Here is a 22,019-nt window from a genome sequence, read left to right as displayed (position 1 = left end):
CACCCCACTGCTTGCGCCTTATCAGAAGCGGAATGCAGCCCGCGCCTGTACCGTGGTGGCATCGACATCAACACCAGCGGTGCCGAAATTATCGAACTTGTGATAGAGCACTTCACCGCCCAGAGACAGGTTCTGGCTGATCATATGCTCATAGCCCGCGCCGAAGAAATAGCCGTTGTCATCACCGAGCGTGTCGGTGTCGGCCCAGGCATACCCGCCGGTGCCGTAAAGCAGGCCGTTGCCGACCTTGTAACCGAGACGCGATTTGATCCGAAACACGTCTTCCAGCGAAGCAGCGGCCCCAAGGTCAATATCAGCAAAGTCGTAATCGAGACCCAGACCAACAACCCAGTTGTTACCATAGTCATAATCATACCCGGCGATCAGACCGCCGATCAGGCCGTCTCCGTCCACGCCAGCAGCGCCGGTGTCAACATCGCCATAGCCAAGCTGGCCACCCGCGTAAAAGCCAGTCCAATTCGGGCCAACAGGTGCCGGCGGTGCAACCGGGGCTGCGATCACCGGCTCCGGCGTTGGCTCTTGCACATTGCCAGCAAAGGCAGGGGCGGCCATCAGGGCGGTTGCGGTCATCAGCGCTGTGGTTGTTTTCAGCATCTTGTTTCCTTTCAGTCAGTTTATGTCGCTCAGGTCGGGGAGGAGGATCGCCCCTTCGACACACGGTTCGCACCGTTGCTGGATATATCGGGCGACCGTCCCATCAAGACAAGCACCTGATCCAGCCATTTCGATCACACACCCGTGAGTGGCAGGGAAATGCCCAGAATATACTTTTTTCGGCGGATTTTCGCAAGTCGCCGTGTGAAATGCGCAACCCTATGGCGAAAACTGCCTCAGGAGAGTTGAAGCGCAGGGCGCATGGTTTTTCGCGCGCAGTGGCGTTGGACAGCGGTATTTGTGTTGGGTTTCCGCTCAGCGTCACCCACACCGATCCGCACGTTCACATGCGGGCGGCGCGCCAGTGGTTAGCGTGTTTTTACCCCGTCAGCGCCATGGCGCATCCGCTCACAGAACGCCAATATCCGCCAGAGCGGCCGAGAGGGCAGGCGGCAGCGTATCATCCTTGGCGCGCGCTGAGCCAAGGTCGGGCGGCGCATCAGAGCCGGGCAAATACCGCCAGCCCTGAAAGGGGCGTTTTTGCGCTGTGGCGGTGCGGATCAACCCCGGTTCAAGCACGATGGCACAGCGGCGGATGCCGTCACCACCAGTCACCTCATCCAGCCGCAGGATCGGTTGGCGGCATTGCACCAGCCCCTGAATGACCCAATAGATCGAGCCACCGTCCAGCAATTCGCCTTCGCGCTTGGGCCACATGCGGGTGACGTGGCGCGGCAGGCCGTCCGGCCCTTTGGCGCGGGGGTCTTTATGCCACTCCTCCAGATCCTCGACAGAGGTGGTGCCGACGCTCAGTTTGATCAGGTGCAAGGCCACGATAAAGAATCTCCCATCCGGGCAGATAGGGTAGTGGAAATACCGGCAGCTTCAAGCTATTGTGGTTCTCTGCCCGTGGATGGAGACCGCCGTGACCCGATTTGCCGCCCCGATTTCCGAACAGATATGGAACATGAAATACCGGTTCCGGAATGGGGACGCCGGCGATGCAAGTGTCGAGGACAGCTGGCGGCGGATCGCGCGCGCTTTGGCAGTGGCCGAGGCAGAGCCGGCGCTCTGGGAAGAGCGGTTCTATCACGCGCTTGAGGATTTCAAATTCCTGCCCGCAGGTCGGATCACCGCCGGGGCTGGCACCGCACGCAAGGTGACGCTCTTTAACTGTTTCGTCATGGGCACCGTGCCTGACGATATGGGCGGCATCTTTGACGGGCTGCGCGAGGCGGCGTTGACCATGCAGCAGGGCGGCGGCATCGGCTATGATTTCAGCACGATCCGGCCCAAAGGGGCCGAGGTCAAGGGCGTGTCGGCGGATGCAAGCGGCCCACTCAGCTTTATGGATGTGTGGGACGCGATGTGCCGCACGATCATGTCGGCAGGCAGCAGGCGCGGTGCGATGATGGCCACAATGCGCTGTGACCATCCAGATATCGAGGCCTTCATCGCCGCGAAATCTGATCCGGCGCGGCTGCGGATGTTCAACCTGTCGGTCTTGATCACCGATGCCTTCATGGAGGCGGTCAAGGCCGACGGCCCGTGGGACCTTCAGTTTGGCGGCAAGGTCTATCATACCGTGCAAGCGCGGGATCTGTGGAACCGGATCATGCAGGCCACCTATGATTATGCCGAACCGGGCGTGATCTTTATCGACCGCATCAACGCGGCCAACAATCTGGCCTATTGCGAAACGATTGCGGCGACCAACCCATGCGGCGAACAGCCCCTGCCGCCCTATGGTGCCTGCCTCTTGGGCTCGATCAATCTGGCGCGGTTGGTGGCAGAGCCGTTTGCAGCGGGCGCGCGGGTGGATGAGGCCGCACTTGACGATCTGGTGCGCGTGGCTGTGCGCATGATGGACAATGTCGTGGATGTCAGCGGTTTTCCCTTACCTGCGCAGGCCGCCGAGGCGCAGGCCAAACGGCGGATCGGGCTGGGCGTGACGGGGCTTGCCGATGCGCTCTTGATGGTCGGGCTGCGCTATGGCTCGGACGCCGCCGTGCAACAGACCGAGGCGTGGTTGCATGCCATCGCGCGGGCGGCCTATCTTGCAAGCGTTGACTTGGCCCGCGAAAAGGGCGCGTTCCCGCTCTTTGACCGCGACGCCTATCTGGCCTCTGGCACGATGCAGACGATGGATGCCGATGTGCGCGCCGCCGTGGCCGAACATGGCATTCGCAACGCGCTTCTGACCAGCATCGCGCCCACCGGCACCATCAGCCTTTATGCGGGCAATGTCAGCAGCGGAATCGAGCCTGTCTTTGCCTATAGCTACACCCGCAAGGTGCTGCAAAAGGATGGCAGCCGCACCGAGGAAGAGGTGATAGATTACGCCGTGCAGATGTGGCGTGACCGGATGGGCGATGCGCCTCTGCCCGAGCATTTCGTCAACGCCCAGACCCTGCCGCCCGAGGATCACGTCAAGATGCAGGCGGCGGCGCAGAAATGGGTGGATAGCAGCATCTCGAAAACCATCAACTGCCCCGAGGACATCTCCTTTGAGGCGTTCAAGAATGTCTATCTTCAGGCTTGGGATCTGGGGTGCAAAGGCTGCACCACCTATCGGCCCAATGCGGTGACAGGCAGCGTCCTGAGCGTGTCCGAGACCACAGACAAGGCCCCCGGTGAAACGCGGGGCGATGTCCCTGCAACCGGCGGCGAGGTGGTCTATATGTCCGAACCGCTCGACCGCCCCAAAGAGCTGGAGGGTGCCACCTACAAGCTGAAATGGCCCGACAGCAACCATGCGATCTATGTCACCGTCAATGACATCGTTCTGGGCGGGCATCGGCGGCCCTTCGAGGTGTTCATCAACTCCAAGAACATGGAGCATTATGCCTGGACGGTGGCCCTGACCCGCATGATCTCGGCGGTGTTCCGGCGCGGGGGCGATGTGTCCTTTGTGGTGGAAGAGCTCAAAGCCGTGTTCGACCCGCGGGGCGGCGCTTGGATGCAGGGCAAATACGTGCCCAGCATTCTGGCCGCCATCGGTGGCGTGCTGGAACAGCACATGGTCCAGATCGGGTTTCTGGCGGGCGAAGGTATGGGCCTCAAAGAGGACCCGCATGCGCAGGTCGCAGGTCAGGACAGCCCCCGCAAATCCCCCGCCTGCCCCGCCTGCGGCCAATACGACATGCGCATGATCGAGGGTTGCATGACCTGTGCAAGCTGCGGACACAGCAAATGTGCCTAAGGCGGCACGGTGACATCGTTTCGGTTTTTCGTTGAAACGCCGAAACGGTTTCACTGCATGATCTGGCGCAATTTCTAGCCCCTAAGGTCCATCAGCCTTCTCTCACGCGTCGCCTCTCAGGATCGGCGCGAGTGCGGCCCGATCGAAATTCGCGCCACACAGCAAGACCACGCTTGGTCCTGTTCCGCGTCGGCCCGTGTCTTTTGTCCAAGCCGCCAAGGCCAATGCCGCCGAACCCTCGACCAGCATCTTCTCGGTCCATGCGATCTGCTCGATGCCTGCGGCGATTTCCGCTTCGGTGCAGTCGATCATGTCATCGACCACTTCAGCGGCAAGGGGCAGGGTGATCGTATCCGCGTCGAAACCACCGGCGACACCATCGGCAAGCGTTGGCTTGTGGTCCACTTCGACAGGATGACCGGCACGCAGGCTCGTGGCAAAGGCCGAGGAATTCACGGCGCTGACCCCCACGATACGCGTTCGCGGCGCGTAGGCTTTCAGCACGCAGCCGATGCCGGAAATAAGACCACCCCCGCCCATGGCGATATAAACGGTGTCCAACTCTGGCAATTGGTCAATCAATTCAAGCCCGATGGTGCCCTGTCCGGCGATGACATCGGCGTCGTTATAGGGCGACACATAGGTGATCCCCTCTGCGTCGGCCATCTCCCTCGCGTGTCGTTCAGCAAGGCCGGAATCGTTTGAATGCAGGATCGTGCGCACGCCAAGCGCCTGAATACGCGACAGTTTTTCCTGTGCCACGGTTTCTGGCAGCACAACCGTCAGCGCATGGCCTGTCATCTGCGCCGCCGTGGCAACGGCCAGCCCATGATTGCCCGACGAGGCCGTGATCACCGGCGTGTCCGTGGGCAGTGTGGTCAGTTTGGCCATGGCCCCGCGAAATTTGAACGACCCGGTTCTTTGCAGATTTTCGCATTTATAGGCCAAACGCGACTGATCGTTCGACCCACCTCGAGAGAAAATACAAGGCGTCTCGTGGATTGCCGCGCGAATCCTTTGTCGGATTTCGACAGATCGCGCCGCCTGTTGGTAGACATTGACCGAAAGACGCATTCAGGGCTTTCCTTTGACATTACTGGCCGGGGCAGGGCCGATGCGGCTGCGCATTTGCGCCGACGGCATGCAACGCGCAGGCCCCGCCATTGAGACCATGAATTCATGGCGAAGCCACAGTCAAGGTGTGCTGTGTCGCCGTTGATTTTCCAGCGCCGCCGCAGGCATCACGACAGCGCCAGAGAGATTGCGGGGCACCGCGTCGGGGCGGTCCCGTTCTTTTCAAACCCGGCTACGCCCCTGCACGGCCTCAGGTCTGGTGGATATACGACCCCGGTGCTGTCGCGATACTGGGATAGTTCGGATCTGTGCCGGGCTGGCGTGCCGGAACGGTGCCACTGCTTTGGCGTGCCAGCCATTTCGACCATTCGGGCCACCATGATCCGGGCACAGGATCATGCGCCGCCAGCCATGTATCGGGATCGCGGTAAAGCGCCAGCGCCGGGCGATGGCCGATCCGATAGTGCCGCCCTCTATGCCCCGGCTCTGACAAGATGCCGCTGTTATGGCCCCCTTTGGTCAACAGAAAATGCAGGTCGCAATCGGTAAAGAGCGCTGTTTTGTAGACGGAGCGCCACGGTGCGATGTGATCGGTCTCGGTGCCAATGACAAAGACCGGCCCCGAGATATCCTTGAGCGCGATAACCTTGCCATCCACGGCAAATCGCCCCGCCGAGATGCGGTTCTCCAGAAAAATCCCGCGCAGATATTCCGAATGCATCCGGGCTGGCATCCGGGTGGTGTCATTGACCCAAACGGTGACATCGGTGGGCAAGTCCGGCTCTCCGAGGAAATACCGCCGCACCGCGCGCGACCAGATCAAATCCTCAGACCGGATCGCGGCAAAGGCCCCCGACATCTGCGGCCGGTCCAGATAGCCCTGCGACCACATCAGATCCTCCAGAAAGGCGACCTGACTTTCGTCGAGAAAAAGCAGCAATTCGCCCGCTTCGGCGAAATCTACCTGTGCCGCCATCAGGGTGACCGATGCCAATCGGTCCTCACCGTCGCGCGCCATTGCCGCCGCCGCGATAGCCAGCAGCGTCCCACCAAGGCAATAGCCGTTGGCATGCACCTTTTGCCCCGGCACGATGTCGTTGATGACGTCCAGCGCCTGCATGACGCCTTGCTTGCGATACGCCTCTAGCGACAGGTCCGCGTCTTCCGCTCCCGGATTACGCCACGAGATACAAAAGACAGTGAATCCCTGTCCAACCAGCCACCGGACCAAGGAATTCTCGGGCGAGAGATCGAGAATATAGTATTTCATGATCCATGCCGGCACGATCAGCACTGGTTCGGCCTGCACGTCGGATGTGGTGGGCGAATACTGGATCAACTCCATCAGGTCGTTGCGATAGACCACGGCACCCGGCGTGCAGGCCAGAACCTTGCCAAGCGCAAACTCTTTCGGCACAGGCCGATGCTCCTGCGCCAGAATATGCCGGGCGTCGTCAGCACAGCGCGCAGCCCCGTCAATCAAGTTGCGCCCGCCTGTCGCCCGTGTCTTTTCCAGAATTTCCGGATTGCCCAATGGGAAATTGGAAGGCGACACCGTATCAAGAAGCTGTCGCATCATAAAGCCGGTGCGATCCGCATTCTGTCGGCGCAACCCGCGCAGCTCTGATGTTGCCGCATGCCACCAATCTTGCGTGGCCAGAAACCCCTGCTGCCAGAGGGAAAAGGGCGGCTTGTCCCAGCCTTGATGCGACCAGCGCGTATCATAGGGCCCCGGCTTGAATGGCTTTTCCGCAGGCTGATCCAACGCCTGCGCGGAGGCAAATTGCATCAGCTTCAACGCATTGGCCCGCCACCGTTCCATCAGTTCCAATTGCCGCCCCGGCGCCCGGCCCAGATGCATGGCCCAGTCGCTCCAGGCATCAATCATCGCGTGTGGCGACAGCCCACCGGTGAATTGCGCAAGACTGGCCATGGCGCTTCGGTCAAGGGCCGCGTGGGGATGTGGATCGCGGCTTGCGTGGGATGGCTCTTCTGCAGGTGTTTGCACCAAGGGCACGACCAAGGGCAGGCGCTCTGCCGCGTCAGTCTTGGAGCGCGGTTTCTGGCTTCGGCTGGGGGTGTGGGCCATGCTGCAATGCTCTCCTGTGATCTGAGGGGGCAACTCAATGCGCGTGTTCGTCTGATGCTCACCGGCTACAGTCTCGCGCGCAGTCCTGCGCGCACCGCCCAAGGTAGCCAAGGCACGCAGGCACACGCTGCCGGGCCATCAGGGCGAAAGACCACTCATGGGCCAAGTATCCTCCTAATTGCGGGGAATGCCCCTGACATGAATCAAATACGCCTCCGATCTGGTGCACTATGCTGGCAGATGTTGCCCCGAGTTTAACCATTCGAGATTTGCGCGTCGGGGGCATGACCAAGTTTTCATGAGAATGGCACAAACGCTTCGGCAAAACTCTCACGTCACCCTGGACGGCACGCGCGTCCCCGCCGCAGTTTTAACCACGTCAAGGAGAGCAGGATGACCGACGCGCGTCAAACAGCCGCCATGCACGCAACATCCCCCGAAAGCGCCCTTGCCGCGCTCGATGTCACGCGCGACGGGCTGAGATCACAAGACGCCGCCCGCCGTCTGGCGGCCCATGGCCCAAACCGTCTGCCAGAGCCGCCCAAGCGCCATCCGATCCTGCGGTTCCTCGGCCATTTCCACAACGTGCTGATCTACGTTCTCCTTGCCTCTGCGATGGTGACGGCGGCCTTGGGGCACTGGGTCGATACCGGGGTGATCCTTGCCGTGGTTCTGGTCAATGCCCTCATTGGCTTTCTTCAAGAAGGCCGGGCCGAACAGGCGATGGCGGCACTTCGCAAGATGCTTGCACCGAACTGCGCCGTGCTGCGCGATGGTCAAAGGGTCAGTATCGACGCCGCTGATCTGGTGCCGGGCGACATCGTGCTGATCGAGGCGGGTGACCGGGTGCCTGCCGATCTTCGGCTGATCGAGGCGCGCGGCCTCAAGGCCGAAGAGGCGATCCTTACGGGCGAATCCGTGCCCACCGACAAGACAATAGCGCCGGTGCCCCAAGATGCGCCGCTTGGCGATCAATCGTCGATGCTGTTTTCCGGCACGTTCATCGCAGCGGGCACGGGGCGCGGTGTGGTCACGGCCACCGGTGGGCACAGCCAGATTGGTCGGATCAGTGGTATGCTGGGCAGCATCGAGACGCTGACCACCCCACTCGTGGCGCAGATGGATCTGTTCGCGCGTTGGCTTTCGGTATTCATCCTCATGGTGGCCGCCGCGCTGCTGGCTTACGGATATTTCGTGGGGCATCTGCCATTTCGCGAATTCTTCATGGCGATTGTCGGCCTCTCTGTCGCGGCCATTCCCGAAGGCCTGCCCGCCGTCCTCACGATCACGCTTGCCGTCGGTGTAACGGCGATGGCGCGGCGCAATGCAATCATCCGCCGCTTGCCTGCGATTGAAACGCTGGGGTCAGTGTCTGTGATCTGCTCGGACAAGACCGGCACGCTCACGCGCAACGAAATGATGGTGGTGGCGCTTGCCCCGGCAGGGCACGTGTTCTCGGTCGGTGGCAGTGGCTATGCACCTCATGGGCCGTTGCGCTGGTGCGATGCCGATGCGGACCCCGATGACCATAACGTTTTGAATGAGTTTGCCCGGGTCGCTGCGCTCTGTAACGATGCCACGCTGCAATCTCACGGTGACGACTGGCGGGTAGAGGGCGACCCGATGGAGGGCGCACTATCAGCATTGGCCGGAAAGATAACGGGAGATGGGCATAAGGCCTATGATGACTGGAAGCGCAGTGATGCGATCCCCTTCGATGCGGCGCATCGCTACATGGCGACGCTTGATCGTGATCCAGAGGGCCGCTTGTGGATTCATGTCAAAGGCGCCCCCGAGGCGGTGTTGAACCTTTGCGCCGACCAGCGCACAGCCGAACACAAGACAGAGCCGCTCGACCGTGCCTATTGGCACGCCAGGATCGAAGACCTCGCCTCAGAAGGGCAGCGCGTGATTGCCGTTGCCACAGGCACCGCCCCCGTCACGCAGACTGGCCTCACCCCCTTGGGCCTTGACGGGCATCTCACCCTGATTGGTCTCGTCGGGCTTGTGGATCCCCCCCGCCCCGAGGCGATTGCAGCGGTTGCCGAATGTCATGCTGCCGGAATCCGCGTCAAGATGATCACCGGCGATCATGCCGCGACGGCCCGCGCCATTGGCGGAATGATCGGGCTCAGAAACAGCGCGCGCGTGCTGACCGGCGCTGATCTTGCGGCGATGGATGACGCAGAGCTTGCCGAGGCGGCGCTTGCGACCGATATTTTCGCCCGCACCTCTCCTGCGGACAAGCTGCGCCTTGTCACCGCGTTGCAGGCGCGCGGCCTGGCCGTGGCCATGACCGGCGATGGGGTAAACGATGCCCCCGCCCTCAAGCGCGCAGATGCCGGGATCGCCATGGGCCTCAAAGGCAGCGAAGCCGCAAAGGAAGCCGCCGATCTGGTTCTGGCGGATGACAATTTCGCCTCCATCGCCGCCGCAGTGCGCGAGGGCCGGACCGTTTACGACAACATCAAAAAGGTCATTAGCTGGACGCTGCCCACAAATGCGGGCGAGGCGATGACGATCATCGTGGCCTTGTTCGCCGGGATGGCCCTGCCGATCACCGCTGTGCAAATCCTCTGGGTCAACCTCATCACCGGCGTCACCCTTGGTCTGGCGCTCGCGTTTGAGCCGTCAGAGCCCGGCACCATGCGCCGCCCACCCCGTCCACGCGGGGCACCGCTTTTGACCGGTACGCTGATCTGGCAGATCGCGCTTATCTCAACTCTGATCTTGATGGCGGTTTTCGGGATGTATTTCTATGCAACAGACAGGGGGTATCCGGTTCCTCTCGCCCAGACCATCGCGATGAACACCCTCGTTGTGCTTCAGATTTTCTACCTGTTCTTCATCCGCAACATCTATGGCACCTCCCTCACTTGGGCCGCAGCAAAGGGCACACCGATTGTCTGGGCCTGCGTTGCCGCCGTCACTGTGGCACAGGTCGCAATCACCTACCTGCCGCCGTTTCAGGCGATCCTCGGCACCCAGGCCGTGCCCCTCTTCGACGGGATGCTGATCCTTGTGATCGGGATCGCTTTCTTTGCGCTGATTGAAACAGAAAAGCAGATGCGGCTTGCCGTCTTGCCACTCAAGCCAGATCGGCACGTCTGAACCGCCTAGGCGCTTCAGATACATCTAAGACAATCGTGCAGATCCCACAGCGCGCCGGGCGTAACGCGATCCTGTGATGGGCTATAAAATCCGTGACTGGATTGCCCAACACTCCGCCGAACAAGGGCTCATCGCCCGGCTTTGCAGTTCTGCCTGCCTTATAGGCGGTTTGCCTGCGAAGCACGCAAAACGGGCGATGCTCCGGCCCGGTGCGATGGGTATCCCGCCAAAAGCGATTGCACTTGCCCACCGCCCATGACCTCCAACGGGGCACGGCAGCGAGCGCAGGGCATGAAACTTCACATCGTTATTGTAGAGCCAGACGAAACCCGCGCCAAACTGGTGATCGACAGCCTGCAACCGCTTGGCCATCAGGTGACGGTCATTGCCGAACCGGCAGGCCTCTCCCGGCGTGTATCTGATATTGCCCCCGATATCGTGCTGATAGACATGTCCAACCCATCGCGCGACACGCTCGAGGAAATGGCCCTTGCCTCTGGTCCGATGGAGCGGCCTGTCGCCTTTTTTGTCGACCGCACGGATAGGGATTTGACGAAACAGGCAATCGAGGCTGGCGTATCGGCCTATGTCGTGGACGGGTTGCAGCCCGAGCGTGTGGCCTCTGTGATGGACGCCGCCATTGCCCGTTTCCAGATGTTCCGTCGCATGCGGAGGGAGCTGGAAACCACCCGCCGCGCGCTGGAAGAGCGCAAGCTGATCGACCGTGCCAAGGGTATCTTGATGAAAGCACGCGGCCTGACCGAAGAAGAGGCCTATGCGCTCTTGCGCAAGACCGCGATGGATCAAGGCCGCAAGGTGGCCGAAGTGGCCAGCGCGCTGGTCACAGCGGCGGGGTTGCTCTCATGACCCTTGCCGTGCTGCGGATTGGTTTTGTTCCGCTTCTGGATATGGCCCCGATTGTCATCGCGCATGAAATGGGATTTGCCGCAGCAGAGGGGCTGGCCTTTGACCTGCGCCGCGCGCCATCATGGTCCAGCCTGCGTGATCTGTTGCTCTGGGGCCAGGTGGATGCGGCGCATATGCTGGCCCCCTTGCCGGTGGCGATGGCCTTGGGGTTGGGCGGCGCTGTGGAACGGCTGGATATCCTTCAGGTTCTCTCGCTGAACGGCGATGTGATCGGCGTTTCGCAGGCGCTTTCTGATCGGCTGCGCGCCACGGGCCATGATTTCGGCTTTGCCGACGCGGCGTGCGCGGCGCGCGATCTCGCTTTGGCGGCGAACGGCGTCTTGCGGATCGGCGTGCCGTTTCCTTTTTCGACTCATGTCGAACTTGTCCGATACTGGCTGCGGGATGCTGATCTGGAATTCGCGCTGAATACCATTCCGCCGCCGCGCATGGCCGAAGCACTCGCCGCTGGCGAAATCGACGCCTTCTGTGTCGGAGAGCCGTGGGGCTCTGTCGCGGTCGAGCAGGGTGCTGGCACGCTTTTGTTGCCCAGCCGCGCGATATGGGCGGTCGCCCCGGAAAAGGTATTGGCCGCCCGCCATGACTGGGTATGCGAGAATCCCTCTCTGACGGGGCGGCTGATGCGCGCGATCTGGCGCGCGGCGCGGTGGCTCTGCCTGCCCGAAAACCGCGCCATCGCCTCTGAAATTCTGGCACGGTCCGAATATGTGAACGCCCCCGCCGAACTGCTGGATCGCGCCCTGAGGGGCGAGATGGTGATTTCCCCACAGGGCGAATTGCGCCGCGTGCCGGATATGATCCGCTTTTTCGATGGCGCGGCCAGCTTTCCTTGGCGGTCCCAAGCGGCTTGGTTCGCCGACCAGATGGCGGCGCGCCACGGGTTTGATCGCAGCCTCAGCCTTGCCGCCGCCAAGGCGATTTGTCGGACCGATCTCTATCGGATGAACCTGCGATCCGCCGGGGCAGACCTGCCCGGTGCCTCGGAAAAGCTGGAAGGCAGCCTGCTTCATCCGACTGCCGTCGCCTCTGAACAGGGGGAAATGATCCTCACGCCCGATGTATTTTTCGATGGGCAGATTTTCGACTCCGGCCAGAAATTCGGATGATTTTTTAGGCATCAAAGCGCTCGCGCAGAAAAACGCAGGGCCGTCGCGCACTTTTTTGCTGCAATGCAGCGCCCGTCTTGCCACATCATAGGGACGGGTTGGCAAGGATGCCGATTCGTTAAATCAGGGTCCAATGAAGGACCCCCATGGGCATAGCCGCCTGACCTGCTTGCGCATTCTGCGCAAACGAGGTCGGCGGCTTTTTCGTTTTCAACCCGGTGTTCCGGGCCATCGCCAGAGGAGACCTTCATGATCCGCAAGCTCATTACAACGACCACCCTGATCGCCGCTCTTGCCGCCACATCGCTGCGCGCCGATACCCTGCCCGAAATCGAGGATCTGACCCTCGGGTTCATCAAGCTCACCGATATGGCCCCGCTCGCCATCGCCTATGAAAAGGGCTATTTCGAGGACGAAGGCCTGTTTGTCACCCTCGAGGCACAGGCCAATTGGAAGGTGCTGCTTGACGGGGTGATCGACGGCAACCTGCATGGCGCGCATATGCTGGCGGGTCAGCCCTTGGCGGCGACCATCGGTTTTGGCACTCAGGCGCATATCGTCACCCCCTTCGTGATGGACCTGAACGGCAACGCGACAACGGTCTCGAACGAGGTTTGGGATCTCATGCGCCCCGCCATTCCGTCGGATGCCGAGGGCAAGCCCCTTCACCCCATTTCCGCCAGCGCGCTGCGCCCGGCGCTTGAGGCTTTTGCCGATCAGGGCCGCCCGTTCAACATGGGCATGGTCTTTCCGGTCTCGACCCATAATTTCGAACTGCGCTACTGGCTTGCCGCAGGCGGTATCCATCCCGGTTTCTACAGCACCGACAACATCTCGGGCCAGATCAACGCCGAGGCGCTCTTGTCCGTGACACCACCGCCCCAGATGCCCGCCACCCTCGAGGCGGGCACCATCTCGGGCTATACCGTGGGCGAGCCGTGGAACCAGCAGGCCGTTGCCATGGGCATTGGCGTGCCGGTGGCCACCGATCTTGATGTGTTCCCGATGCGTGCCGAAAAGGTGCTTGGCCTGCGTGCCGACTTTGTTCAGGACAACCCCAACACCGTGCGTGCCCTGACCCGTGCCTTGATCCGCGCCGCGCTCTGGCTGGATGAAAATGACAATGCCAACCGCGAAGAGGCGGTGCAGATCATCAGCCGCCCAACCTATGTCGGCGCGGATGTGGCGGTGCTGCGCAACTCCATGACCGGCACCTTTGAATATGAACAGGGAGACGTGCGGCCGGTGCCCGACTTCAACGTGTTCTTCCGCTACAATGCCAACTATCCCTTCGCCTCTGATGCCGTGTGGTATCTGACCCAGATGCGCCGGTGGGGCCAGATCACGCAGGCGCAAACCGACGACTGGTATGTCGAAACGGCGCGCAGCGTGTTCCGCACCGATCTGTTCGAGGCCGCAGCGCAATCGCTGGTCGAGGATGGCGTGGTGCCTGCCGATGCTTTCCCCTTTGGCAATGACGGGTTCCGCGATGTGGTGGATCACGCGATAGACGGCATCCCCTTCGATGGCCGCGCGCCCAATGCCTATATCGACAGCCTGCCAATTGGCCTCAAGGGCGATCAAACCGTTGTGGGCAACGAGGTGCAGGGCTGAGGCCCCGCCATTGGCAAGGAGTGCAAGACATGACGGCAATCGACCCCGCCCAACTTCAAACCGAACGCCGCGCGCGGCTGTTCACTCGGATCAACAGGCTGGACGGCTGGTTCAAGGTGCTGGGCCTGTCCTTTCTGACCCCGCTGCTCAAGGCGGCGGCAGGCGACAACCCCAAAGCACAGGCCAGACAGATCTGGCAGCTTCTGGGCGTGCCGGTTCTGGCGATCCTCGGATTCCTCGTGCTTTGGGGCAATTTGGCACCACGGGTGGAAACATCGCTTGGGGCTATCCCCGGCCCGGCGCAGGTCTGGGAACAGGCGATCGTACTGCATGACGAGCATGTTGCAGAACAGGCGCGCAAGGCCGACTTCTTCGCGCGTCAGGATCAACGCAACGCAGAGCTGATTGCCGCCGGTCAGGCCGACCGGGTGCGCGAACGGCCCTACACCGGCTCGCCCACCTATTATGCGCAGATCTGGACCTCGGTTCAGACGGTGTTCTTCGGCTTTCTGATTGCCACCGCCGTGGCTGTGCCGCTGGGCATTGCGGCGGGGCTGTCGCCAACCGCCAACGCGGCGCTCAATCCGTTGATCCAGATTTTCAAACCCGTCAGCCCTCTGGCTTGGTTGCCCATTGTCACCATGGTGGTCTCGGCGGTCTATGTGACGCAAGACGGCCTGTTTTCGCGGTCGTTCCTGACCTCGGCCATCACCGTGACGCTCTGCTCGCTCTGGCCCACGCTGATCAACACCTCGCTGGGGGTGGCCAGCATTGACCGTGACCTGATCTCGGTCAGCCGGGTGCTGAAACTAACCACCTGGACCAAGATCACCCGCCTCGTGCTGCCCTCGGCGCTGCCTCTGATCTTCACCGGGCTGCGGCTCTCGCTTGGTGTGGGCTGGATGGTGCTGATCGCAGCGGAAATGCTGGCGCAAAACCCCGGCCTTGGCAAATTCGTCTGGGACGAATTTCAGAACGGCTCGTCCACCAGCCTCGCCAAGATCATGGTTGCGGTCTTCACCATCGGCATCATCGGCTTTTTGCTGGATCGCCTGATGTATGCGGCGCAATCGCTCTTCACCTTTTCGGACAACAGGTAAATCGCCATGGCCATTCTGGAATTCAAAAACCTGTGCAAGGGCTTCGGCACCGGATTGCAGCGCCGCGAGGTGCTCGGGAACATTACCCTTGCGGTCGAAGAGGGCGAGTTTCTGGCGATCCTGGGCTTTTCCGGCACGGGCAAGACCACGCTGATCAACCAAATGGCGGGGCTCTCCCAGCCTGACAGCGGCGAGGTCTTGTTCAGAAACAAACCCATCACCGGGCCGGGGCCGGAACGCGGGGTGGTGTTTCAGTCCTACTCGCTGATGCCGTGGCTGACGGTTGCGGGCAATGTGGCGCTTGCGGTGGATGCCGTGCACAAATCCGCAGGCCGCGCCGAACGGGCGGCCATGGTGGATAAATACATCGCCATGGTGGGCCTCAGCCACGCCAAGGCGCGGTATCCGGCGGAATTGTCGGGAGGCATGCGCCAACGGGTCTCGGTCGCGCGTGCCCTTGCCATGACACCCGAAGTCCTGCTTCTGGATGAACCGCTCTCAGCGCTTGACGCGCTCACCCGCGCCAACCTGCAGGACGAGATCACGCGGATCTGGCAGGCGGACCAAAAAACCGTCGTTCTCATCACCAATGATGTGGACGAGGCGCTCTTGCTTGCCGACCGCATCATTCCACTGACCCCGGATGGCACCCTCGGCACCGCCTTCAAGGTCGCGCTGCCGCGTCCACGTATCCGCAGTGCCATGAACAACGACCCAGCGTTCAAGCGACTGCGCGCCGATGTCACGAAATACCTGATGGAGGTGGGCATCGCGGCCAAGGTCGCAGAGACACGGCACTTGCCACAGATCACGCCCATTCACGGCACGCCCAAGGCCTATGCCGAAGCCGCCAAAAGCCCGCTTGCCGAAAAATATCTCGAATTCTCTCAGCTCTCCAAGGTCTATCCAACCTCCGAGGGGCCCCTGACCGTGGTCGACCGCTTCGACCTCAAGATGAAAAAGGGCGAATTCATCAGCCTGATCGGCCATTCGGGGTGCGGTAAATCCACCGTCCTGACCATGGCGGCGGGTCTCAACGAAATCTCCGGTGGCGCGATCAAACTTGATGGTCACGAGGTGCGCGGGGCCGATCCCGAACGCGCCGTGGTGTTTCAGGCGCCCAGCCTCTTTCCTTGGCTGACCGCCAAGGAAAACGTGGCCATCGGTGTGGATCGTGTCTACCCGCGCGCCAGCCGCGCGGAACGTCAGGATGTGGTGGAATACTATCTCGAACGTGTGGGCTTGGGCGACAGCATGGACCGGCGCGCCGCTGATCTTTCCAACGGTATGAAACAGCGGGTGGGCATTGCCCGCGCCTTCGCCCTCTCCCCCAAACTTTTGTTGCTGGATGAGCCTTTTGGCATGCTGGACAGCCTGACGCGCTGGGAACTGCAAGAGGTGCTGATGGAGGTCTGGTCGCGCACCAAGGTGACGGCGGTTTGCGTGACCCATGACGTGGACGAGGCGATCTTGCTCGCGGATCGTGTGGTGATGATGACCAACGGGCCGCATGCCCGCATCGGCAAAATCGTGGATGTAGACCTGCCCCGCCCCCGCACCCGCAAGGCGCTGCTCGAACATCCCGACTACTACAGCTACCGCGCTGAGGTTCTGCAATTCCTTGAGGATTACGAACACGGCGCCCACAAGAAAGAGGCTGCATGATGAAACGCAAACTTGTTGTCATTGGCGCGGGCATGGCCTCGGGGCGGGCGCTCGAGCATCTGCTGGCTGCCGATCCCGACGGCTGGGATATCACCCTCTTCAACGCCGAGCGGCGCGGCAATTACAACCGGATCATGCTCTCGCCCGTCCTTTCAGGGGAAAAAACCTATGCGGATATCGTCACCCATGACGATGCCTTTTACACGCAGCACAACATCACCTGCCGCTTCGGCGAAAGCGTGGTGCGGATCGACCGCGCGGCCAAGCTGGTCTATTCCAACTCGGGCACCGCACCCTATGACAAGCTGCTGATTGCCACCGGATCAGCCCCCTTCCTCATTCCCGTCGCAGGCAAGGATCTGCCCGGCGTCCTTACCTATCGTGATATGGACGACACGCAGGCCATGATCGACGCCTCCGCGCGACCATGCGCCAAGGCCGTTGTCATCGGCGGCGGATTGCTCGGGCTCGAGGCGGCGGCAGGTCTCGCGGCGCGCGGCATGGAGGTGACGGTCATTCACCTGATGGGCCACCTGATGGAACGACAACTTGATCCCGCCGCAGGCTATCTGCTGCAAAAGGATCTCGAGGCGCGCGGCATCCGCGTGCATTGCAAAGGGGCCACCAAGGCAATTCTCGGCCAAGACCGGGTCGAGGCCGTGTTGCTCGAGGATGGCACGATCTACGCGGCTGATCTGGTCTGCATGGCCGTCGGCATCCGCCCCGAAACCCGCATCGCCACCGATGCCGCCCTCGAAATCGGGCGCGGCATCTTGGTGAATGACCAGATGATAACTTCTGACCCCGATATTCTGGCCGTGGGCGAATGCGTGGAACATAACGCACAGCTTTTTGGGCTGGTGGCCCCCCTCTACGATCAGGCACGGGTGGTTGCAGCAACGCTTCAGGGACAGGCGGCGGCGTTTCAACCGGCGCAGACCGCAACCAAGCTCAAGGTCACGGGCGTTGACCTCTTCAGCGCCGGCGACTTTGCCGAGGGCCAAGGGCGCGAGGATATCGTGTTTCGAGACCCGGCGCGCGGCGTCTACAAACGCTTGATCATCGAGGCCGACCGCCTGATTGGCGCGGTGATCTATGGCGACACTGCCGATGGGTCATGGTTCTTTGGCCTGATCAAGGACGGCACCCCGATTGCCCCGATGCGCGATACGCTGATCTTTGGCCCGGCCTATCAGGGGGGGACCAAACGGACCCTTTGGCAGCCGTTGCAGCCTTGCCGCCTGAGGCGGAAATCTGTGGCTGTAACGGCATTTGCAAAGGCACGATCGTGGCCGCAATCCATGGCGGCGCCACCACCCTCACAACGATCAAGGCCCAGACCAAGGCCAGCGCCTCTTGTGGCACCTGCACAGGGCTGGTCGAGCAGGTTCTGGCCAGCACGCTCGGCGATGCCTTCCAGAGGCCCGCAGCCCAGCCAATCTGCGGTTGCACCGACCTGACGCACGAGGATGTGCGCCGCCTGATCAAGGCGCGCGGCCTCAAATCCATGCCTGCCGTGATGCAGGAATTGGGCTGGAGAACCTCTTGTGGCTGTCATCACTGTCGACCTGCCCTGAACTTTTACCTGCTTGCCGACTGGCCGATGGATTATACCGACGATGCCCAAAGCCGCTTCGTCAACGAACGCAACCACGCCAATATCCAGAAAGACGGCACCTATTCGGTGGTGCCGCGCATGTGGGGCGGCATGACCAACCCCCGCGAATTGCGCGCCATTGCCGATGCCGCCGACAAATACGCCATCCCGGCGGTCAAGGTGACAGGCGGCCAGCGCATCGACCTTTTGGGCGTCAGGAAAGAAGACCTGCCGCATGTCTGGGCCGATCTGAACGCGGCGGGGCTGGTGTCAGGCCACGCCTATTCCAAGGGCCTGCGCACAGTCAAAACCTGTGTCGGCACCGATTTTTGCCGCTTTGGCACGCAGGATTCGACCGGTCTGGGGATCAAGCTCGAACAACGCCTCTGGGGGTCGTGGACCCCGCACAAGGTCAAGCTGGCGGTTTCGGGCTGCCCCCGCAACTGCGCCGAAGCCACCTGCAAGGATGTGGGCATCGTCTGCGTCGACTCCGGGTTCGAGATCGGCGTCGGCGGTGCCGCCGGGATGGACCTGCGCGAAACAGATCGTTTGGCCAAGGTCGCCACAGAACAAGAGGCGATCGACCTGACCGTGGCCTTTGTGCAGCTTTACCGCGAACACGCCAAATATCTGGATCGCCCCTATAAATGGCTGGCCAAGGTGGGTTTGGCATGGGTGCAGGCGCAGATTGTCGAGGATGCCGCCACCCGCGCCGCCCTGATCGCCCGGTTCGATCTGTCGCAAAGCCTTTATCAACGCGACCCTTGGGCAGACCGCGCCACCCCACAGGCGCAGGCGGATTTCGCGCCGCTGGCCGATCTGACACAGGAGGCGGCGGAATGAGGAGCCCCGATCAAAACTGGCTCGATATCGGCGCGCTAGAGGATATTCCACAACGCGGGGCGCGGGTTGTTAAGACCGCTCAGGGCTGCGTCGCCGTGTTCCGCACCGCCGACGATCAGGTCTTTGCCCTCTCGGATCGCTGCCCGCACAAGGGCGGCCCCCTGTCAGAGGGGATCGTGCATGGCCATGCCGTGACCTGCCCCTTGCATAACTGGGTGTTCAACCTTGAAACCGGGTTGGCGCAGGGGGCGGATGCAGGGGCGGTCGCCACCTACGCGGCACGGGTCGCGGGTGGGCGCATCCTGCTGGATGCGGCGCGCCTCATCCCTGTGGCGGCGGCATGAGCATGCGCACCACCTGCCCCTATTGCGGCGTCGGTTGCGGCCTTCTTGTCTCGCCCGATGGTCATGGGGGGCCACGGTAAAAGGCGATCCCGATCACCCGGCCAATTTCGGGCGGCTCTGCTCCAAGGGCACCGCCTTGGGCGAAAGCCTCGGGCTTGCGGATCGTATCCTGTCACCGCAGATTGGCGGCAAACCCGCCGATTGGGAGACGGCGCTCGATCTGGTGGCCAGCCGCTTTCAGGCGGCCATCCGGGATCACGGGCCTGATAGCGTGGCCTTTTACCTCTCGGGCCAGATGCTGACCGAGGATTATTACGCCGCCAACAAGCTCATCAAGGGCTATATCGGCACCGCCAATGTCGATACGAACTCGCGGCTCTGCATGGCCTCTTCGGTTGCGGGGCATAAACGGGCCTTCGGGTCAGACACTGTGCCCGGCACCTATGAGGATCTCGATACCGCAGATCTGGTGGTGCTGGTGGGCAGCAACCTCGCTTGGTGCCATCCTGTGCTTTATCAGCGGCTGGTCGCCGCGAAAAAGGCGCGCGGAACCCGGATTGTGGTGGTGGACCCGCGCCGCACCGCGACCTGCGATAGCGCCGATCTGCATCTTTCCCTCACCCCCGGTAGCGATGCCGCGCTCTTCAACGCGGCTCTGGTCGCCCTCGCGGATCGTGGCGCGGTGGACCTCTCTTATGTGGCGCAGCATGTCAGCGGGTTTGACGCGGCACTTGCCGCCGCGCGCGCCGGTGATCCCGGTCTGACGGGGCTGTCCCCCGGTGATCTCGCGCAATTCCTCGACTGGTTCACCACGACCGACCGGGTCGTGACGGTCTATTCCCAAGGGATCAACCAATCCTCCAGCGGCACCGACAAGGTCAATGCGATCCTGAATTGTCACCTTGCCACAGGTCGGATCGGACGCCCCGGCATGGGGCCGTTCTCCGTGACCGGCCAACCCAACGCCATGGGCGGCCGCGAGGTGGGGGGGCTTGCCAATATGTTGGCCTGCCACCTCGACCTTGAAAACCCCCAACACCGCGCCGCCGTGCAGGGGTTCTGGGCCAGTCCCGCAATGCCCGATCAGCCCGGCCTCAAAGCGGTCGAGATGTTTGAGGCCGCGGCAACCGGACGGATCAAGGCGCTCTGGATCATTCACACCAATCCCGCCGTCTCCATGCCCGATGCCGATGCAGTGGCCGCCGCCATCAAAGGCTGTGATTTCGTGGTGGTCAGTGACATCACCCGCACCGACACCACCCGGCTTGCCGATGTGGTGCTGCCTGCCACCGCATGGGGCGAGAAATCCGGCACTGTCACCAATTCCGACCGCACCATCAGCCGCCAACGCCCCTTCCTGCCCGCCCCCGGTCAGGCGCGGGATGACTGGCGCATGATCGCCGATGTGGCCGCGCGGATGGGCTGGGCTGATGCCTTTGGCTGGTCCAGCGCCGCCGAGGTCTTTGCCGAACACGCGGCCCTGTCCGGCATTGCCGGCCATCTGGGGCGCGACTTTGACATCTCGGGTCTGGCGCAGGCTGATTATGACGCGCTGCCGCCCACCCGCTGGCCGGTCACAGCCCAGCAACAGGGGGGGCGTTTCTTTGGACAGGGCGGATTCTTCACGCCCGATGGCCGCGCGCGGATGCTGCCCATCACGCCGCGCCTTCCGGTCGCGCAAACCGCCCGCCGCTATCCATTCCGGCTCAATACGGGCCGCATCCGTGACCAGTGGCATACGATGACGCGCACCGCCCTTGCCCCGCGCCTCACCCAGCACATCGCCGAGCCGTTCCTCGAAATCCACCCGCAGGATGCCGCGCGCCTTGGCCTTGCTCCGGCGACCCTCGCCCGCGTCACCAGCCCCCAGGGTGCAGCCATCCTGCGCGTGGCCATCACCGACCGGGTGCAACCCGGCCAAGTTTTCGCACCGATCCACTGGACCGGCGATACCGCCCCGATGGGCCGCGTCGATGCCCTCATCGCGCCGGTGACAGACCCTGTCTCTGGCCAACCCGAGAGCAAGGCCGCCGTTGTCGCCATCGCCCCGCTTGCCCCCGCATGGTATGGCTTTGCCGTGTCTACCGGCCCGCAACATCCCGATGCAACCTATTGGGCGCGCGCCCGTCATTCAGGCGGCTGGCGCAGTGAATTGGCCGGGCTGGACAGGCCCGAGACATGGGAAGCCTATGCGCGCGCCCTCTTTGATTTGCCCGATGCCATCTGCCTCAGTGTCGAGGATCGCATGCGCGGCACGCATCGCTTGGCCCTGATGCACGATGGCTGCACGCTGGCCGCGCTCTTTATCGCGCCTGACCCCGTGCAGCTTGCGCGCGGCCATCTGGCCGCCGAGGTGGGGCGGGCAGGGGCCTCGCTTCTGGCGGGGCGTCCGGGGGTGGGCACGTTCGATCCCGGCCCGACGGTCTGCGCCTGCCTCAATGTCGGGCTCAATACGATCATGGCGGCGATTGCAGCGCAAAGCCTGACCAGCGTCGAGCAGATCGGCGCAGCCCTGCACGCGGGCACAAGCTGCGGTTCCTGCCGCCCGGAACTGGCCGCGATGCTGGCACTTTCACAGCCGCCTCTGCCCCGTCTCAAACAAGCGGCCCCATGACAGCCCGGTCAACAAGCGCTTTTACCGGCGGCAGCCCAGCACGTGGCCCATCCGCGCCAGCAGGACGAGAGTAATCGCCCCGCCCGCGCGGTTGACGGATAAAGCAGCAAAAGAGCCG

At 62.5% G+C, this 22,019-nt stretch carries 12 protein-coding genes and 2 pseudogenes; 10 read left to right on the top strand and 4 right to left on the bottom strand.

Features of this window, described 5'->3' with window-relative positions:
* Window positions 1–21: 21 nt before the first annotated feature.
* Together ACLGGT_RS04270 and ACLGGT_RS04265 are read right to left on the bottom strand one after the other, a co-directional pair.
* The gene (locus tag ACLGGT_RS04270; protein WP_437195117.1) at window positions 22–615 is read right to left on the bottom strand and encodes an outer membrane protein; all 594 of its coding nucleotides are present in this window, start codon (window positions 613–615) and stop codon (window positions 22–24) included.
* A gap of 408 nt (window positions 616–1,023) precedes the next feature.
* The gene (locus ACLGGT_RS04265) at window positions 1,024–1,449 is read right to left on the bottom strand and encodes a DUF1489 family protein (RefSeq protein WP_151977078.1); all 426 of its coding nucleotides are present in this window, start codon (window positions 1,447–1,449) and stop codon (window positions 1,024–1,026) included.
* A gap of 91 nt (window positions 1,450–1,540) precedes the next feature.
* Between ACLGGT_RS04265 and ACLGGT_RS04260 the strand changes: the two genes are divergently transcribed.
* Window positions 1,541–3,817 (top strand): adenosylcobalamin-dependent ribonucleoside-diphosphate reductase, encoded by a 2,277-nt coding sequence (locus ACLGGT_RS04260; protein WP_037296973.1) that lies wholly within the window; start codon window positions 1,541–1,543, stop codon window positions 3,815–3,817.
* Between the two features lie 102 nt (window positions 3,818–3,919).
* On the opposite strand, the gene ACLGGT_RS04255 is transcribed toward ACLGGT_RS04260, so the two are convergent.
* A complete protein-coding gene (locus tag ACLGGT_RS04255) occupies window positions 3,920–4,891 on the bottom strand; it encodes a pyridoxal-phosphate dependent enzyme (protein ID WP_437195116.1) in 972 nt (323 codons plus the stop codon).
* A gap of 250 nt (window positions 4,892–5,141) precedes the next feature.
* Window positions 5,142–6,980 (bottom strand): PHA/PHB synthase family protein, encoded by a 1,839-nt coding sequence (locus ACLGGT_RS04250; RefSeq protein ID WP_437195114.1) that lies wholly within the window; start codon window positions 6,978–6,980, stop codon window positions 5,142–5,144.
* A gap of 393 nt (window positions 6,981–7,373) precedes the next feature.
* Between ACLGGT_RS04250 and ACLGGT_RS04245 the strand changes: the two genes are divergently transcribed.
* The 9 genes and pseudogenes from ACLGGT_RS04245 (at window position 7,374) to ACLGGT_RS04205 (ending at window position 21,901) form a co-directional block, all read left to right on the top strand.
* Window positions 7,374–10,091 (top strand): cation-transporting P-type ATPase, encoded by a 2,718-nt coding sequence (locus ACLGGT_RS04245; protein WP_437195113.1) that lies wholly within the window; start codon window positions 7,374–7,376, stop codon window positions 10,089–10,091.
* Between the two features lie 291 nt (window positions 10,092–10,382).
* Window positions 10,383–10,958: an ANTAR domain-containing response regulator gene (locus tag ACLGGT_RS04240; RefSeq protein ID WP_008279442.1), complete on the top strand. Its 576-nt coding sequence runs from the start codon at window positions 10,383–10,385 to the stop codon at window positions 10,956–10,958.
* On the top strand, window positions 10,955–12,124 hold the full coding sequence (locus ACLGGT_RS04235) for a CmpA/NrtA family ABC transporter substrate-binding protein (protein ID WP_437195112.1): 1,170 nt from the start codon (window positions 10,955–10,957) through the stop codon (window positions 12,122–12,124). Before ACLGGT_RS04240 ends, ACLGGT_RS04235 begins: the two co-directional genes overlap by 4 nt.
* A 249-nt stretch (window positions 12,125–12,373) precedes the next feature.
* Window positions 12,374–13,738: a CmpA/NrtA family ABC transporter substrate-binding protein gene (locus ACLGGT_RS04230; RefSeq protein WP_421999802.1), complete on the top strand. Its 1,365-nt coding sequence runs from the start codon at window positions 12,374–12,376 to the stop codon at window positions 13,736–13,738.
* Between the two features lie 29 nt (window positions 13,739–13,767).
* Window positions 13,768–14,838: an ABC transporter permease gene (locus tag ACLGGT_RS04225; RefSeq protein WP_151977068.1), complete on the top strand. Its 1,071-nt coding sequence runs from the start codon at window positions 13,768–13,770 to the stop codon at window positions 14,836–14,838.
* Between the two features lie 6 nt (window positions 14,839–14,844).
* Window positions 14,845–16,503, top strand: a complete 1,659-nt coding sequence (locus tag ACLGGT_RS04220; RefSeq protein WP_437195111.1) for an ABC transporter ATP-binding protein — start codon at window positions 14,845–14,847, stop codon at window positions 16,501–16,503.
* Window positions 16,503–18,943 (top strand): annotated as a pseudogene (nirB, locus tag ACLGGT_RS04215) (nitrite reductase large subunit NirB). The gene ACLGGT_RS04220 and the pseudogene nirB overlap by 1 nt, the downstream one beginning before the upstream one ends.
* Entirely contained in the window at window positions 18,940–19,287 is a 348-nt protein-coding gene (gene nirD / locus ACLGGT_RS04210; RefSeq protein ID WP_008279434.1) for a nitrite reductase small subunit NirD, read from the top strand. The pseudogene nirB and the gene nirD overlap by 4 nt, the downstream one beginning before the upstream one ends.
* Window positions 19,284–21,901: pseudogene (locus ACLGGT_RS04205) on the top strand (molybdopterin-dependent oxidoreductase). The gene nirD and the pseudogene ACLGGT_RS04205 overlap by 4 nt, the downstream one beginning before the upstream one ends.
* Window positions 21,902–22,019 lie beyond the last annotated feature (118 nt).

It is taken from the genome of Roseovarius sp. MS2, from assembly GCF_051447875.1.
Taxonomy (GTDB): Bacteria; Pseudomonadota; Alphaproteobacteria; order Rhodobacterales; family Rhodobacteraceae; genus Roseovarius; species Roseovarius mucosus_A.
The sequence above is the reverse complement of the archived record's forward strand: the minus strand, read 5'-3'. Positions and strand labels throughout refer to the sequence as shown.